This is a genomic window from Nocardia vinacea, assembly GCF_035920345.1.
In the GTDB taxonomy this organism is placed as follows: Bacteria; Actinomycetota; Actinomycetes; order Mycobacteriales; family Mycobacteriaceae; genus Nocardia; species Nocardia vinacea_A.
On record NZ_CP109149.1, the window covers coordinates 2751904 to 2768025 of the forward strand.

Consider the following 16122-nt stretch of genomic DNA (forward strand, 5'->3'; position numbering starts at 1 on the left):
TCAGATAAATCGTGAGGATGTAATTCGACCCTGTTACCGAGTCGGCCGGCGATTCCGGTGCGGCTGTCAGGTAAAGTACGAGGTTTCAAACTCCAGACCTCAAACGCTCCGACAACCGCAGGACCGGTTATTACGAGTCTGGAAGACAAGATTCGTGCTCTGGACGACAGAGCAGCGACCACTCCGCCCGCCGAGTGACCGGGACGACCTGACCTCGACGATCTCCGCCCGCCGCGACTGCCTACTGTGTGCGGGTCCACGACGTGAAAACCAACTGCCGCGCCGTCGCGGTCACCGCCGCCTAGCAGGCAGCTCGACGAGAGACCGCTCCGGCAGTATCCGGGATATACACGCGATGATCGGCCCGCCGCCGATCGCCCCGTGTTCTGGTGCGTCTGCAACGGCTAGGCCCCGGCGGGGCACCCGCCGACGTTCTGCGAGCACTGCGCACCCGGGCCCGCCGCCACCGGATGTCAGCGCCGGCGGCTTGGGTCGGGGATTGGTTCGCCGCGGCTGCCGTGATCGCACCCCACCTGCGCACCGAACCCGTTGCCGCGCATATGGCTTTCACGTCCCCGACGGCGCGCAGCCGATCGCAGTAATCGCGCCGCAGCGGCTTCGCACCGACGTCCGCGCCGGGCCGTGAGTCCGAGAAGTAGCCGATGACAACGTCGTATCCCGCATCCTTGATGGCTTGCCGGTCGATCAGACTCGCAGAGAAGCCCAACAGTTTCACTGCCCCGCCTCCTCCTTGTGGTGAGTGCTGCCGAACCGCGCCCCGGGCAGGGAATGCGTAGTCTGCCCAAGAGCGCGGTTCGGCGTCATCCAGTGCATGGGCGTCAGCCGCCCGGGCGCCCGGTCAGACGTAGATGTAGGACACCCCGTTGCTGGTTCCACCCGCGGTGGTGGCAGTGACCTGCACCGTCCCGGCCGCACCCGCAGGGGCGACGGCCGTGATCTGGATGGCGGAGTCCACGGTGAACGAGGTTGCCGGTGTGGCACCGAAGTCGACCGCCGTGGCTCCCGTCAGATCTGTTCCGGTAAGGACCACCGTTGTTCCACCGGCTGCCGGACCCGTATTCGGGACGACCGTAGTGAGCGTCGGTACCGTGATGTAGGTGTAGCCGACACCGTTGCTGGTTCCGCCCGCGGTGGTGGCGGTGACTTGCACCGTCCCCGTGCCAGCGGGCGCGACCGCCGTGATCTGCGTAGCAGAGTCCACGGTGAACGAGATCGCCGGTGTAGCACCGAAGTCGACCGCGGTAGCTGCGGTCAGATTCGTCCCGGTAAGGACCACCGTTGTTCCACCGGCCACCGACCCCACGTTCGGAACCACTGCGGTCAGGGTGGGGACAGCAACATAGGTGTAGGAGACACCGTTACTGGTTCCACCCGCAGTGGTGGCGGTCACCTGCACCGTCCCAGCCGACCCCGCTGGGGTGAGGGCCGTGATCTGGGTGTCGGAGTTGGCGGTGAACAAGGTCGCCGGTATCGCACCGAAGGTGACCCCGGTGGTTCCGGTCAAACCTGTTCCCGTGATCACAACCACTGTCCCACCGCTTACCGGCCCTGAACTGGGAGTGATGCCGCTCAGGGTGGGGACCGCGACATAGGTGTAGCCGACACCGTTACTGGTTCCACCGCCGGTGGTAGCGGTGACCTGCACCGTCCCGGTTCCAGCAGGGGTAACGGCGGTGATCTGGGTGGCAGAATCCACCGTGAACGAGGTTGCCGGTGTGGCACCGAAGTTGACCGCGGTGGTTCCGGTCAAACCTGTTCCCGTGATCACAACCACCGTCCCACCGCTTACCGGCCCTGAACTGGGAGTGATGGCGCTCAGGGTGGGGACCGCGACATAGGTGTAAGAGACACCGTTACTGGTCCCACCCGCAGTGGTGACGGTGACCTGCACCGTTCCGGCCGCACCCGCGGGGACGAGGGCCGTGATCTGGGTGTCGGAGTTGACAGCGAACAAGATCGCCGGAATCGCGCCGAAAGTGACCCCGGTGGCTCCGGTCAAACCTGTTCCCGTGATCACAACCACCGTCCCACCGGTTGCCGGCCCTGAACTGGGAGTGATGCCGCTCAGGGTGGGGACAGCGACATAGGTGTAGCCGACACCGTTACTGGTTCCACCCGCGGTAGTGACGGTGACCTGCACCGTCCCCGTACCGGCAGGCGCGACCGCCGTGATCTGCGTGGCAGAGTCCACCGTAAACGAAATCGCCGGTGTGGCACCGAAAGTCACCGCTGTCGCCCCGGTCAGGTTCGTCCCGGTGAGGACGACCGTTGTTCCACCGGCCACCGATCCCACGTTCGGAACGACCGTGGTCAGGGTGGGGACCGCAACATAGGTGTAGCCGACACCGTTACTGGTCCCGCCCACAGTGGTGACGGTGACCTGCACCGTCCCCGTACCGGCGGGCGCGACCGCCGTGATCTGGGTGGCAGAGTCCACAGTGAACGAGATCGCCGGGGTGGCACCGAAGTCGACCGCGGTAGCTGCGGTCAGATTCGTCCCGGTCAAAACAACCGTTGTTCCGCCGGCCACCGGACCCACGCTCGGAACCACCGTGGTCAGGATGGGGACAGCAACATAGGTGTAAGAGACACCGTTACTGGTCCCACCGGCGGTGGTAGCGGTGACCTGCACCGTCCCAGCCGCACCCGCAGGGGCGACGGCCGTGATCTGGGTGGCAGAGTCCACAGTGAACGAAGTCGCCGGTGTGGCACCGAAACTCACCGCCGTGGCCGCGGTCAAATTCGTCCCGGTCAGAACCACCGTTGTTCCGCCAGCCACCGGACCCGCATTCGGAACGACCGTGGTCAAAGTAGGGACAGCAACATAGGTGTAGCCGACACCGTTACTGGTCCCACCGGCGGTAGTGACGGTGACCTGCACGGTTCCTGTGCCGGCGGGGGCGACCGCCGTGATCTGGGTGGCAGAGTCCACCGTGAACGAGATCGCCGGGGTGGCACCGAAGTCGACCGCGGTAGCTGCGGTCAGGCTCGTCCCGGTCAAAACAACCGTTGTTCCACCGGCCACCGATCCCACGTTCGGAACGACCGTGGTCAGGGTGGGGACAGCAACATAGGTGTAGCCGACACCGTTACTGGTTCCACCCGCAGTGGTGACGGTGACCTGCACGGTTCCTGTGCCGGCAGGCGCGACCGCCGTGATCTGGGTGGCAGAGTCCACCGTGAACGAAATCGCCGGGGTGGCACCGAAGTCGACCGCGGTAGCTGCGGTCAGATTCGTCCCGGTCAAAACAACCGTTGTTCCACCGGCCACCGGACCCACATTCGGAACGACCGTGGTCAAAGTGGGGACCGCAACATAGGTGTAGCCGACACCGTTACTGGTCCCACCCGCAGTGGTGACGGTGACCTGCACCGTCCCCGTACCGGCAGGCGCGACCGCCGTGATCTGGGTGGCAGAGTCCACCGTAAACGAGATCGCCGGGGTGGCACCGAAGTCGACCGCGGTAGCTGCGGTCAGATTCGTCCCGGTCAAAACAACCGTTGTTCCACCGGCCACCGGACCCACGCTCGGAACGACCGTGGTCAAAGTGGGGACAGCAACATAGGTGTAGCCGACACCGTTACTGGTTCCACCGGCGGTAGTGACGGTGACTTGCACGGTTCCTGTGCCGGCGGGGGCGACCGCCGTGATCTGGGTGGCAGAGTCGACCGTGAACGAGATCGCCGGGGTGGCACCGAAGTCGACCGCCGTGGCTCCTGTCAGGTTTGTTCCGGTCAGGATGACTGTTGTTCCGCCAGCCACCGGACCCGCATTCGGAACGACCGTGGTCAAAGTGGGGACCGCAACATAGGTGTAGCCGACACCGTTACTGGTCCCACCGGCGGTAGTGACGGTGACCTGCACGGTTCCTGTGCCGGCGGGGGCGACCGCCGTGATCTGGGTGGCAGAGTCCACCGTGAACGAGATCGCCGGGGTGGCACCGAAGTCGACCGCGGTAGCTGCGGTCAGGCTCGTCCCGGTCAAAACAACCGTTGTTCCGCCAGCCACCGGACCCACATTCGGAACGACCGTGGTCAAAGTGGGGACCGCAACATAGGTGTAGCCGACACCGTTACTGGTTCCACCCGCAGTGGTGACGGTGACCTGCACGGTTCCTGTGCCGGCGGGCGCGACCGCCGTGATCTGGGTGGCAGAGTCCACCGTGAACGAGATCGCCGGGGTGGCACCGAAGTCGACCGCGGTAGCTGCGGTCAGATTCGTCCCGGTCAAAACAACCGTTGTTCCACCGGCCACCGGACCCGCATTCGGAACGACCGTGGTCAAAGTGGGGACCGCAACATAGGTGTAGCCGACACCGTTACTGGTCCCACCCGCAGTGGTGACGGTGACCTGCACCGTCCCCGTACCGGCGGGCGCGACCGCCGTGATCTGGGTGGCAGAGTCCACAGTGAACGAAGTCGCCGGGGTGGCACCGAAGTCGACCGCGGTAGCTGCGGTCAGATTCGTCCCGGTCAGAACAACCGTTGTTCCACCGGCCACCGGACCCACGCTCGGAACGACCGTGGTCAAAGTGGGGACAGCAACATAGGTGTAGCCGACACCGTTACTGGTTCCACCGGCGGTAGTGACGGTGACTTGCACGGTTCCTGTGCCGGCGGGGGCGACCGCCGTGATCTGGGTGGCAGAGTCGACCGTGAACGAGATCGCCGGGGTGGCACCGAAGTCGACCGCCGTGGCTCCTGTCAGGTTTGTTCCGGTCAGGATGACTGTTGTTCCGCCAGCCACCGGACCCGCATTCGGAACGACCGTGGTCAAAGTGGGGACCGCAACATAGGTGTAGCCGACACCGTTACTGGTCCCACCGGCGGTAGTGACGGTGACCTGCACCGTCCCAGCCGCACCCGCAGGGACGACGGCCGTGATCTGGGTGGCAGAGTCCACCGTAAACGAGATCGCCGGTGTAACACCAAAAGTCACCGCCGTCGCTCCGGTCAGGCTCGTCCCGGTCAGGACAACCGTCGTCCCACCGGCCACCGGACCCACGCTCGGAACCACCGTGGTCAGAGTGGGGACAGCAACATAGGTGTAAGAGACACCGTTACTGGTTCCACCCGCCGTGGTGACGGTGACCTGCACCGTCCCCGTACCAGCGGGTGCGACCGCCGTGATCTGGGTGGCAGAGTCCACGGTGAACGAAGTCGCCGGGGTGCCGCCGAAAGTCACCGCCGTGGCCGCGGTCAAATTCGTCCCGGTGAGGACGACCGTCGTCCCACCGGCCACCGGACCCACATTCGGAACGACCGTGGTCAGAGTGGGGACAGCAACATAGGTGTAAGAGACACCGTTACTGGTTCCACCGGCGGTAGTGACGGTGACCTGCACCGTCCCCGTACCCGCGGGCGCGACCGCCGTGATCTGGGTGGCAGAGTTCACCGTGAACGAGATCGCCGGTGTGGCACCGAAGTCGACCGCCGTGGCCGCGGTCAAATTCGTCCCAGTCAGAACCACCGTCGTCCCGCCAGCCACCGGACCCACGCTCGGAACGACCGTGGTCAAAGTAGGGACAGCAACATAGGTGTAGCCGACACCGTTACTGGTCCCACCCGCGGTAGTGGCAGTGACCTGCACCGTCCCCGTACCGGCGGGCGCGACCGCCGTGATCTGGGTGGCAGAGTCCACAGTGAACGAAGTCGCCGGTGTAACACCGAAAGTCACCGCCGTGGCCCCGGTCAAATTCGTCCCGGTCAGAACAACCGTTGTTCCACCAGCCACCGGACCCACGCTCGGAACGACCGTGGTCAAAGTGGGGACAGCAACATAGGTGTAGCCGACACCATTACTGGTTCCACCCGCGGTAGTGACGGTGACCTGCACCGTCCCAGCCGATCCCGCGGGCGCGACCGCCGTGATCTGCGTAGCAGAGTCCACCGTGAACGAAGTCGCCGGGGTGGCACCGAAGTCGACCGCCGTGGCTCCTGTCAGGTTTGTTCCGGTCAGAACCACCGTCGTCCCACCGGCCACCGGACCCGCATTCGGAACGACCGTGGTCAAAGTAGGGACAGCAACATAGGTGTAAGAGACACCATTGCTGGTCCCACCCGCAGTGGTGACGGTGACCTGCACCGTCCCCGTACCAGCGGGCGCGACCGCCGTGATCTGGGTGGCAGAGTCCACCGTGAACGAGATCGCCGGGGTGGCACCGAAGTCGACCGCCGTGGCTCCTGTCAGGTTTGTTCCGGTCAGGATGACTGTTGTTCCACCGGCCACCGGACCCACGCTCGGAACGACCGTGGTCAGAGTGGGGACAGCAACATAGGTGTAAGAGACACCGTTACTGGTTCCACCGGCCGTGGTAGCGGTGACCTGCACCGTCCCAGCCGCACCCGCAGGGGCGACGGCCGTGATCTGGGTGGCAGAGTCCACGGTGAACGAAGTCGCCGGGGTGCCGCCGAAAGTCACCGCCGTGGCCGCGGTCAAATTCGTCCCGGTGAGGACGACCGTTGTTCCACCGGCCACCGGACCCGCATTCGGAACGACCGTGGTCAGGGTGGGGACCGCAACATAGGTGTAGCCGACACCGTTACTGGTTCCACCGTCGGTAGTGACGGTGACCTGCACCGTCCCAGCCGATCCCGCGGGCGCGACCGCCGTGATCTGCGTAGCAGAGTTCACCGTGAACGAGATCGCCGGTGTGGCACCGAAGTTGACCGCCGTGGCCGCGGTCAGGTTCGTCCCGGTCAGGACAACCGTTGTTCCACCGGCCACCGGACCCGCATTCGGAACGACCGTGGTCAGAGTGGGGACAGCGACATAGGTGTAGCCGACACCGTTACTGGTTCCACCGGCGGTAGTGACGGTGACCTGCACCGTCCCAGCCGCACCCGCAGGGACGACGGCCGTGATCTGGGTGGCAGAGTCCACCGTAAACGAGATCGCCGGTGTGGCACCGAAGTTGACCGCCGTGGCCGCGGTCAGGCTCGTCCCGGTCAGGACAACCGTCGTCCCACCGGCCACCGGACCCACATTCGGAACGACCGTGGTCAGGATGGGGACAGCAACATAGGTGTAAGAGACACCGTTACTGGTTCCCCCCGCAGTGGTGACGGTGACCTGCACCGTCCCAGCCGCACCCGCGGGCGCGACCGCCGTGATCTGCGTAGCAGAGTTCACCGTGAACGAGATCGCCGGTGTGGCACCGAAGTCGACCGCCGTGGCCGCGGTCAAATTCGTCCCGGTCAAAACCACCGTCGTCCCGCCGGCCACCGGACCCACGCTCGGAACGACCGTGGTCAAAGTAGGGACAGCAACATAGGTGTAGCCGACACCGTTACTGGTCCCACCCGCGGTAGTGGCAGTGACCTGCACCGTCCCCGTACCGGCAGGCGCGACCGCCGTGATCTGCGTGGCAGAGTCCACAGTGAACGAAGTCGCCGGTGTAACACCGAAACTCACCGCCGTGGCCCCGGTCAAATTCGTCCCGGTCAAAACAACCGTTGTTCCACCAGCCACCGGACCCACATTCGGAACCACCGTGGTCAAAGTGGGAACTGCGACATAGGTGTAGCCGACACCATTGCTGGTCCCACCGGCGGTAGTGGCAGTGACCTGCACCGTCCCCGTACCGCCGGGCGCGACCGCCGTGATCTGGGTAGCGGAGTTCACAGTGAACGAGATCGCCGGTGTGGCACCGAAGGTGACCGCCGTCGCCCCGGTCAAATTCGTCCCGGTCAGAACAACCGTCGTCCCACCGGCCACCGGACCCACATTCGGAACCACCGTGGTCAAAGTAGGGACAGCAACATAGGTGTAAGAGACACCATTGCTGGTCCCACCCGCAGTGGTGACGGTGACCTGCACCGTCCCCGTACCAGCGGGTGCGACGGCCGTGATCTGGGTGGCGGAGTTCACGGTGAACGAAGTCGCCGGGGTAACACCAAAAGTCACCGCCGTGGCCCCGGTCAAATTCGTCCCGGTCAAAACAACCGTTGTTCCACCAGCCACCGGACCCACATTCGGAACCACCGTGGTCAAAGTAGGGACAGCAACATAGGTGTAGCCGACACCGTTACTGGTTCCACCAGCGGTAGTGACGGTGACTTGCACGGTTCCTGTGCCGGCGGGTGCGACTGCGGTGATCTGGGTGGCGGAGTTCACGGTGAACGAGATCGCCGGGGTAACACCAAAAGTCACCGCCGTGGCCGCGGTCAGGTTCGTCCCGGTCAGGACAACCGTTGTTCCACCGGCCACCGGACCCGCATTCGGAACGACCGTGGTCAGGGTGGGGACAGCAACATAGGTGTAAGAGACACCGTTACTGGTCCCACCGGCCGTGGTGACGGTGACCTGCACGGTCCCGGCTGCACCGGCAGGCGCGACCGCCGTGATCTGGGTGGCGGAGTTCACCGTGAACGAAGTCGCCGGTGTGGCACCGAATTTGACCGCCGTGGCCGCGGTCAGGTTCGTCCCGGTCAGGACAACCGTTGTTCCACCGGCCACCGGACCCGCATTCGGAACGACCGTGGTCAAAGTGGGGACCGCAACGTAGGTGTAGCCGACACCGTTACTGGTTCCACCGGCGGTAGTGACGGTGACCTGCACCGTCCCCGTACCGGCTGGCGCGACCGCCGTGATCTGCGTAGCAGAGTTCACCGTGAACGAAGTCGCCGGTGTGGCACCGAATTTGACCGCCGTGGCCGCGGTCAGGTTCGTCCCGGTCAGGACAACCGTCGTCCCACCGGCCACCGGACCCGCATTCGGAACGACCGTGGTCAAAGTAGGGACCGCAACATAGGTGTAAGAGACACCGTTACTGGTCCCACCCGCAGTAGTGACGGTGACCTGCACCGTCCCCGTACCGGCTGGCGCGACCGCCGTGATCTGCGTAGCAGAGTTCACCGTGAACGAAGTCGCCGGTGTAGCACCGAATTTGACCGCGGAGGCAGTGGATAGCCCCGTCCCGGTGAGGACGACCGTCGTCCCGCCGACCACTGGTCCTGAACTGGGAGTGATGCTGGTCAGGGCGGGAACCCCGGCATAGGTGTAGGAGACCCCGTTGCTGGGACCACCCGAGCCAGTGACGGTGACCTGCACCGTGCCCGTCCCTGGAGGTGCGATCGCAGTGAGCTGCGTACTGGAATTCACGGTGAAGGTGGTAGCGGTGGTGCCGAACCGCACGGTGAGGGGGCCGGTGAACTCGGTGCCGGTCACCGTGACACTGTTACCTCCCGAGGCGGGCCCCGCAGTCGGAGAGATGGACGTGATGGTGGGTACGACGACATAGATATAGGTCGCCCCGTTGCTGGTTCCGCCCGGGGCGGTGACGGTGATCTGCACAATGCCGGTTCCGGCAGGAGCGACAGCCGTGATCTGCGTGTTCGAGACGACAGTGAAGGAGGTTGCCGCCGTACCACCGAAGCTGACCGCTGTGACACCAGACAGATTGGTGCCGGTGAGGGTGACCGTGTTCCCGCCAGTGGTGGGCCCCTGAGTTGGACTCACGCTGGTCAGGGAAGGAACCGGGAGATAAGTGTAGGAAACACCGTTACTGATACCACCACCCGACGTGGTGACGGTGACCTGCACCGTACCTGTTCCGGGAGGGGCGATGGCCGTGATCTGCGTGGGAGAGTTCACCGTGAAAGTGGTTGCCACCGTGCCGAACTTCACGGTGGTGACGATGGGGACGAACCCGGTGCCGGTAATCGTGACACTGGTATTCCCCGAGGCAGGCCCCGCCGTGGGAGAGATGGACGTGATGGTTGGCATGATTATCTTCCTTCGAGAAGTCCGTCAGAGCCCCGGTCCGCCCCTGGGCCAGTAGGCCAGGGCAGATTGTGGTGCTAGTGGGAGCCGGCCCCAGGCAGGGGCACGACAGCCTGGCCGCTGCCATTGCGGCATCGCCGATGACGTTGCCAGCGGTCAGTAATGCGACTCACCGTTGCCGGTGACGAATTTGCATTTCGAGTAAGCGGCGTCGCCAGGTTCGCGCCGCCACTTCCTCCATAATTTAGAACTGGCTACATTTTCCTCACAGAACTTGACTGGACATAAAACCACTCACAAACATACGTCTACGAAAACCAGCGCGCAATAGTTTATTTTGAATATAATCCGAGCGCCGAGGCAGGTCACGGGCCGTTTCAGTGAATTTTTCACGAATGCCGACGGCGTTTTATCACGAATATCGACGGCGTTTTACCGCGAATTTCGACGGCGTTTTACCGCGAATTTCGACATCGCCTCAGGTCGAGCTATTCGCGAATTCCGAGGACCTCAGCGATGCGTACTCTTTCTGAATTCGGAACGTATGTTCCTCATATACGGCCCGGGGCGTCCGATGGAACCGAAGCGGGGGCGCCGACGAGCCTTTTGTTGAGCAGACGCAGCTGCAGGCGCGACGGCATCGTCGGCGCGAGTCGGGGCTCGAGAAGGTCAGCGGGGTTTGTCGGTGGGTTCGGTTGCCCTGGCGTGGGCATTGCGATAGCTGTGGGTGCCAGTCTCGATGATGTTGCCGCCGAGGGTAAGTCGGTCGATGATGGCGGCGCGCAGCCCAGCGTCGGTGAAGGTTTTGGACCAGTCTGCGAAGCTGCGGTTGGAAACGATCGCGACCGACTTCCCCTCCTCGCGTTCGGTCAATACCTGGAACAGCAATTCGGCGCCGCGTCTGTCCAGTTCTGTGTAGCCGAGTTCGTCGATGCATAGCAGGTCGACGCCGCTGTAGCGAGCGATGGTGTTGGTGAGCCGTTTGCGATCGGCGGCTTCGATCAGTTTGTTGACCAGCCTGGCAGCCAGGGTGTATCTGACGCGATATCCGGCTTTCGCCGCCTCGGTGCCCAAGGCGATGAGCAGATGGGATTTTCCGGTGCCGGAGTCACCGATCAAGCACAACGGCAGCCCTTCCTTGACCCAGTCGCATCTAGCGAGAGTGCGGATCATGGCAGGGTCGACACTGGGGTTGGCACCGAAATCGAAGTCACGCAACGTTTTAGAGCGAGGGAACCCCGCGGCCTTGATGAGCCTTTCGGAGCGGCGACGGGCTGTTATCTGTTCCGCCTGTAGCTGTGGTTTGCGTTTGCGGACATAGGCACTGACTCGCTGATACGACACGTCCCTCATGCCGTGCTCCTCGACCAAACGGTGATAGATCCGGGTCGCCGTGTGATGTTGTCTACGAGGCACATCCAGATCGGCTCGCAGCACATCGTCGATGAACGGCTTGTAGGGATCCAGCTTCTGTGGTCGCGGCGGATACCCCTTACGCGGCTCGGGCCACACCGAATCCGTCGCGCTGGCCACCGTACGCCACCCGACCCTGTACTTGCGCTCGATGGCACGCATGGATAGGCCGGCACGAAGATCCTGTCGGATAGCCGCGTACAGTTCGACTTTTGACATGTCAGACATGGGCAGGCTCCCCTCGCCCCGCAACCGATAACTACACTATAACCGCTGGTGCTGCCTAAATCCGTGACTCCGCAACGCGCCCGTCAAGATTCGTGAGCAACCGCCGTCACGGTTGATGAACATGGCACCGGCTCGAAGTGGCCTCGATACCGTCCTGAGTAGTGGCAGATCGTGTTTCGACTGGGCAGGTCGATGCGTTGCTGCTGCGGCAGCGACGCGGCAAGTCACCACGTGTCGTGCGCAGCAGTGGGAACGCCCGCGAGCACGCGCGGGCGTGGATGCTCGGCTCGACCCATGCGCCGCCAGGCAGGCAGCCTCGCGTTTGCTCGGTGGATCCGCGTCGAGGTATAACGTCGAACCCTCTTCCTGTTAGTGGGTCTTCCCGTCTGACGACTGGGGCCGCAATGGTGGCCGTAGGACGCGGACCTCACCTCGGCCCGTCACCGTTGACTATCCGGGAATTACGTGAACGAAAACCGGCTCAACCTGAGGATTTCCGTGAACGCCGACACTCCCGGCCTGCGATCGCCGTGTCGGACAACCGCCGCTCACAGCGACTGTGCACCCGAGCCGACAGCTTGCGAGACCGGAAACGCGGCGCGCCCAGCCTGGAGCCCTTGCGCTTGCCCGATAGGGAATCGAACCAGTTCCGGTACCCTGCCCGCGCATCCCGGCACGCCTGCACGAGCACCACCGATGCCACCTCTGCCAGCCACGCCCGCTCCGGGCTGCGCTTCGCCAACGTGACCACCCGGCGCTGAATCTCGGTGTCGGACACCTTCACACCGGCGGAATGTGCTTCCTGCCGCACCCGCAGGCAATCGTTGTACACCACCCGCGCGCACCCGAACGCCCGCGCCAACGCAATCTGCTGGCCCGGCGTCGGATAGACGCGGAAGTTGTACCGTAGCTGCACAATTCGATCGTATCAATGGTCTATGGTTTCGAATTCGGACTACAGACGCGGGCGCAGTGCCGTTTCCGCGATGCATGTTCATTTGGTCTTCGTCACCAAATACCGACGTGGCGTGCTCACCGAAGAACTGCTCACCACCTGCGAGCACGTGATGCGCGACGTGTGCACCGACTTCGAGTGCGAGCTGGTCGAGTTCAACGGCGACCACGACCATGTGCACCTGCTGATCGAATATCCACCCAAGGTCGCGGTGTCCAAGCTGGTGAACAGCCTCGAGGGGGTGTCCGCTCGTCGCCTGCGTGACGAATACCGTGGTTGGGTGAACCGGCACAGCATGAACGGGCACTTCTGGTCCCCGAGCTATTTCGCTGCCTCCTGCGGCGGCGCCCCACTGTCGATCATCCAGCAATACATCGAGCAGCAGCAACGGCCGCCCCGTACCCCAGGAAGACCGAAGTTGATGCGCTGACCCGGCCCTGAAGGACCGGGCTTGCGCGCTACGTTTCTCGGTCAGGTCGTGATGGAGACGGCCGGGGGTGTCCAGCGGCGGGTGCGCGAAAGTGTGGACGAGACACCGAACTCCGGCTTGAGATGGTCCGGGATGGCGTAGTGCATGACGCGGCCACGGGTGAGAGAGCTGAGTTCGAAGAGGGTGGTGAAGTGGCCGAGGCGATCGAGGGCCCAAGCGCCCATCGGGGACTTGTCCTCGATCGTTTCCAGGATTCCGAGCAGGGTGGGCGCGGTCTTGACGGCGGCATCCCAGGCAGTACGCGGCACTTGCAGCCAGTCGGCGCAGGTGTCTCCGACGAGGTAGCGGATCAGTGCGGAAACGACGGGGTCGAAGAAGGTGCCGGGTACGACTTCCTCGTAGAGGTCGATGAGCTGTCGGGTGAGGCGGACGCCTTCGTCGCTGGGGCCCATATGGCGGATCATATAGAGGTCGTGGAATTGCCGTGCGGACTCCACATCCTTGGGTGCGTGCTCCTGGTCGACGCCGAGCATGGCGCCGACGACACGCCAAGCGTAGAAGTACGCCTCCGCGCCGTCGACGCTCATGTGGATGCTCAGTCGGTGCAGGCTGTCGAGCACGAGGAGGGAAAACAGCATCTGGCCGCCAATCATGTCCTCCTGGCAGATGGGAGTGCCGAATATGTCGGTGTCCCATCGGTTTTCCTGGGAGAGGTGATGGCGGATGGCTGCGTGCAGCAACCGCACTTTCTGGACCGCGGGTATGAAACGGCTGCCTGCCTCGAAAGCATCGGGCTGCATCAGGTAGACGGTGAACTGCCCGGTCTCGGCCATGCGTTTGGAGGGGTAATCCAGCGAATGCGTGGCCGACAGCAGTTTCGCGACGGGCGGCAGAACATAGCAGGCCGGCATCGCGGCAAAAGACAATGCGGTGGAGATGTGCACGTTGTTGTCGATGAAGAACAGCCTGGCCTTCTCCATCTCGTCCCAGTCCACCCATGCTGGGGGAGCCGAGGTTTCGTGCAGATAGTCCCGTGCGACGTCGGGCAGACCGTCGGGCAGGGGCGCGCCCGCGGTGGAGACATAGCGCATGAGCGTGTTGAACTTGCCCACCTCACCGCGTTCGAACAGCGTGGCCACGGTGGCGTCGGCGATTTCGTCGCCGTACTGCCGCAGTGCATCCAATGACGTTTCGGTGTAGGTCATCTGGGCTCCTGGATCAGGCGAAGGTTTAATGTCGGCGGGCCGTCGCGGCTTGGGCGAGTTCGGTCAACGCTCGGGCGGCGTGGGCCGCAACGTCGACGCCGCTCAGTGCGGATGTGGCCTCCTCGACCCGTGCGGTGATCATGGCTTCGATGCGGGCAGGAGCCTGGACACGGGACATCAGATCGCGAATTTCGTGCAGGTCGTCGTCGCTGGCGTCGGGTCGATTCAGCAAGCGCCGCAATTGTTTACGCTGTGTGTGGTCGGCCGCCTGCCAGGTCTCGGCGAGCAGGGCGGTAGGGCGTCGAGTGCGGAGGTCGTCGATGCTCGCCTTACCGGTCCGGGCCGGATCGCCGAACAGGCCGAGCAGGTCATCGCGCAGTTGAAACGCTTCGCCCAGCGGTAATCCGTACGCGGAGAACGCCTTCAGCAGCCGGGGGGCAGCGCCGGCCAGTGCGCCGCCGATGAGCAACGGCTGCTCGACGGTGTACTTCGCGGTCTTGTATCGCACCACCTTCAACGACTCGGTGATGTCCGGTGCCGCACCGGTGCAGAGGATTTCCAGACACTCCCCCGCGATCAATTCCCGAGCCAGCGACGCCCACAGCGGACGCGCCCGCGACAGGTACGCCGAGGGCAGGCCGCTGGCGACGAAAAGCTGTCCGGCCAACGCCATCAACATATCCCCGACCAGCATCGCGAGCGCCCGGGCGGACGATTTGGATCTCGGCCGATCCCGCAGCGGTTCCCGCAGTGTGACGTGCGCGGTAGGCAGACCGTGCCGCAAGAGACTGTCATCGATGATGTCGTCGTGCACACTCGCCGCCGCGTGCACCAATTCCATTGCCGCCGCGGCCCGCACGAGAGCGTCACTATCCGGTTGTCCGGCCGCCCGCCAACCCCAGTAGCAGAACGCCGCTCGCAGCCGTTTGCCGTGCGTGGTCGCCACCACGATCTGATCGGCCACCGGCCGCAGTTGCGGGTCGATGGCCAGGAACTGGTCGTTCTCCTGCCCGACGAACTGTTCCAGTGCGGCATCGACGCGAGCTTTGAAGGCGCCCGGATCGTAGCGATCAGACATCGCCGGAAGCGCCACGTCGCGCCACAACCTGCCGGGCGAGGATTTCCAGATGCGCCTCGGGCACAGCGGCATACCGGTCCAGCGCAACCCGTCCACGGGCCTTCAGATCCGTTTCCACCTCACCCGCCAGCCCCGCCAGGTCCGACCGTCGCAACAGCCCCCGAAGCCGACCCACCGCAGGCCCGACCCGGCTCAGCGCCAGATCCGCTAGTCCGGCCGCGAGCAGCAAGGCGTCCTCTCCGCGGCCACCGGGCTGATTCGAATTCTGCGACATGCGATCACGCTCCATCCATACGTTCGGCACCGGGCACTCGTGCAGTTCCGACCGGCTGGAATCGGCCTCACCCGCCAGTGTGGCACAAGCCCACTGGGACACGCCGAGAACCTGCTGGAGCAGCTTTGGCATCTGAACGGCTCGGAGCGCCAGGGACAGCCGACCCGCTCTGTTGGTGATCACAGATGAGACCCGTTGGCGCAGAGTGGTGTTCGATGTTCCAGGCATCGACTGAACAACGATGTTGCAGTCGTGCACATACATTCGATCTCGAGCGCGAAATCTCGCACCCTGCACTATTCACTCGATTTCGGATCTTGGCATGTCCGAGGTTCCGGTTAGGACATCGATTGAGCGGATGGCAACTGGCCTCAGGTCGGACCCGCCACGACGGTGCAGATGCTGCTGTTCTCGGCGTCCCTCGAGGCAATCCAGCACGTCTTGGTGGACTACTCGAGCAGCGGTCAGGGAGAACCCCTGCTGCTGGGGAATCCGCAGCAGATCCTGGGCGGCCAACTCTCGCTGCTGTTGCAGCAGGTGAGCGTAGACCGCGAGCCCCGTTCAGCGCACTCGAGAGTGATTTTCTGTGCTAACTACTTGACCAGCTGCACATTAAAGCGCAGAATGGCGATCGGGGACGGGAGTAGGTCACTAGGTGGCACAGGGGGACGATTCGCAAAATGGCCCGAAAAATCCGCGATGGGCGGCGGCTGCACGTTATGACGACGACCAAATGCTTGTTCGGACTCGGCATGGGGATTGGTTAGTAGAATTGACAAGGCTGTCACGATATT

The 16122-nt window shown here is 64.0% G+C and carries 7 protein-coding genes; 1 reads left to right on the top strand and 6 read right to left on the bottom strand.

The window, feature by feature from the left end:
• Positions 1-859 precede the first annotated feature (859 nt).
• The 3 genes from OIE68_RS12795 to OIE68_RS12805 form a co-directional block, all read right to left on the bottom strand.
• Positions 860-9748 carry an IPT/TIG domain-containing protein gene (locus OIE68_RS12795; RefSeq protein WP_327099598.1) on the bottom strand — a complete coding sequence of 2963 codons (8889 nt, stop codon included), beginning with the start codon at positions 9746-9748 and terminating at the stop codon, positions 860-862.
• Positions 9749-10414: 666 nt separating this feature from the next.
• Positions 10415-11386, bottom strand: coding sequence for an IS21-like element helper ATPase IstB (istB, locus tag OIE68_RS12800; protein ID WP_327099599.1), 972 nt, complete (start codon positions 11384-11386; stop codon positions 10415-10417).
• 481 nt (positions 11387-11867) lie between these two features.
• Entirely contained in the window at positions 11868-12302 is a 435-nt protein-coding gene (locus OIE68_RS12805) for a transposase (protein WP_327099600.1), read from the bottom strand.
• Positions 12303-12324: 22 nt separating this feature from the next.
• Here OIE68_RS12805 and tnpA point away from each other — a divergent pair, with 22 nt between their 5' ends.
• Positions 12325-12771: an IS200/IS605 family transposase gene (gene tnpA, locus OIE68_RS12810; RefSeq protein ID WP_327099601.1), complete on the top strand. Its 447-nt coding sequence runs from the start codon at positions 12325-12327 to the stop codon at positions 12769-12771.
• 41 nt (positions 12772-12812) lie between these two features.
• Here tnpA and OIE68_RS12815 read toward each other — a convergent pair whose 3' ends face one another.
• Genes OIE68_RS12815 through OIE68_RS12825 form a run of 3 tightly spaced genes read right to left on the bottom strand, consistent with a single transcriptional unit; the run spans position 12813 to position 15328 of the window.
• Positions 12813-13976 carry an oxygenase MpaB family protein gene (locus OIE68_RS12815; protein WP_327099602.1) on the bottom strand — a complete coding sequence of 388 codons (1164 nt, stop codon included), beginning with the start codon at positions 13974-13976 and terminating at the stop codon, positions 12813-12815.
• A 25-nt stretch (positions 13977-14001) separates the two neighbouring features.
• A complete protein-coding gene (locus OIE68_RS12820) occupies positions 14002-15054 on the bottom strand; it encodes a polyprenyl synthetase family protein (protein ID WP_327099603.1) in 1053 nt (350 codons plus the stop codon).
• Positions 15047-15328: a hypothetical protein gene (locus OIE68_RS12825; RefSeq protein WP_327099604.1), complete on the bottom strand. Its 282-nt coding sequence runs from the start codon at positions 15326-15328 to the stop codon at positions 15047-15049. Before OIE68_RS12825 ends, OIE68_RS12820 begins: the two co-directional genes overlap by 8 nt.
• Between the last annotated feature and the right edge of the window lie 794 nt (positions 15329-16122).

Bases quoted from the DNA above. Each gene is read 5' to 3' on its own strand.
- OIE68_RS12795 (WP_327099598.1), bottom strand. From the start codon at position 9,748: ATGCCAACCATCACGTCCATCTCTCCCACGGCGGGGCCTGCCTCGGGG.
- OIE68_RS12820 (WP_327099603.1), bottom strand. From the start codon at position 15,054: ATGTCTGATCGCTACGATCCGGGCGCCTTCAAAGCTCGCGTCGATGCC.
- tnpA (WP_327099601.1), top strand. From the start codon at position 12,325: ATGGTTTCGAATTCGGACTACAGACGCGGGCGCAGTGCCGTTTCCGCG.
- OIE68_RS12815 (WP_327099602.1), bottom strand. From the start codon at position 13,976: ATGACCTACACCGAAACGTCATTGGATGCACTGCGGCAGTACGGCGAC.
- istB (WP_327099599.1), bottom strand. From the start codon at position 11,386: ATGTCTGACATGTCAAAAGTCGAACTGTACGCGGCTATCCGACAGGAT.
- OIE68_RS12825 (WP_327099604.1), bottom strand. From the start codon at position 15,328: ATGTCGCAGAATTCGAATCAGCCCGGTGGCCGCGGAGAGGACGCCTTG.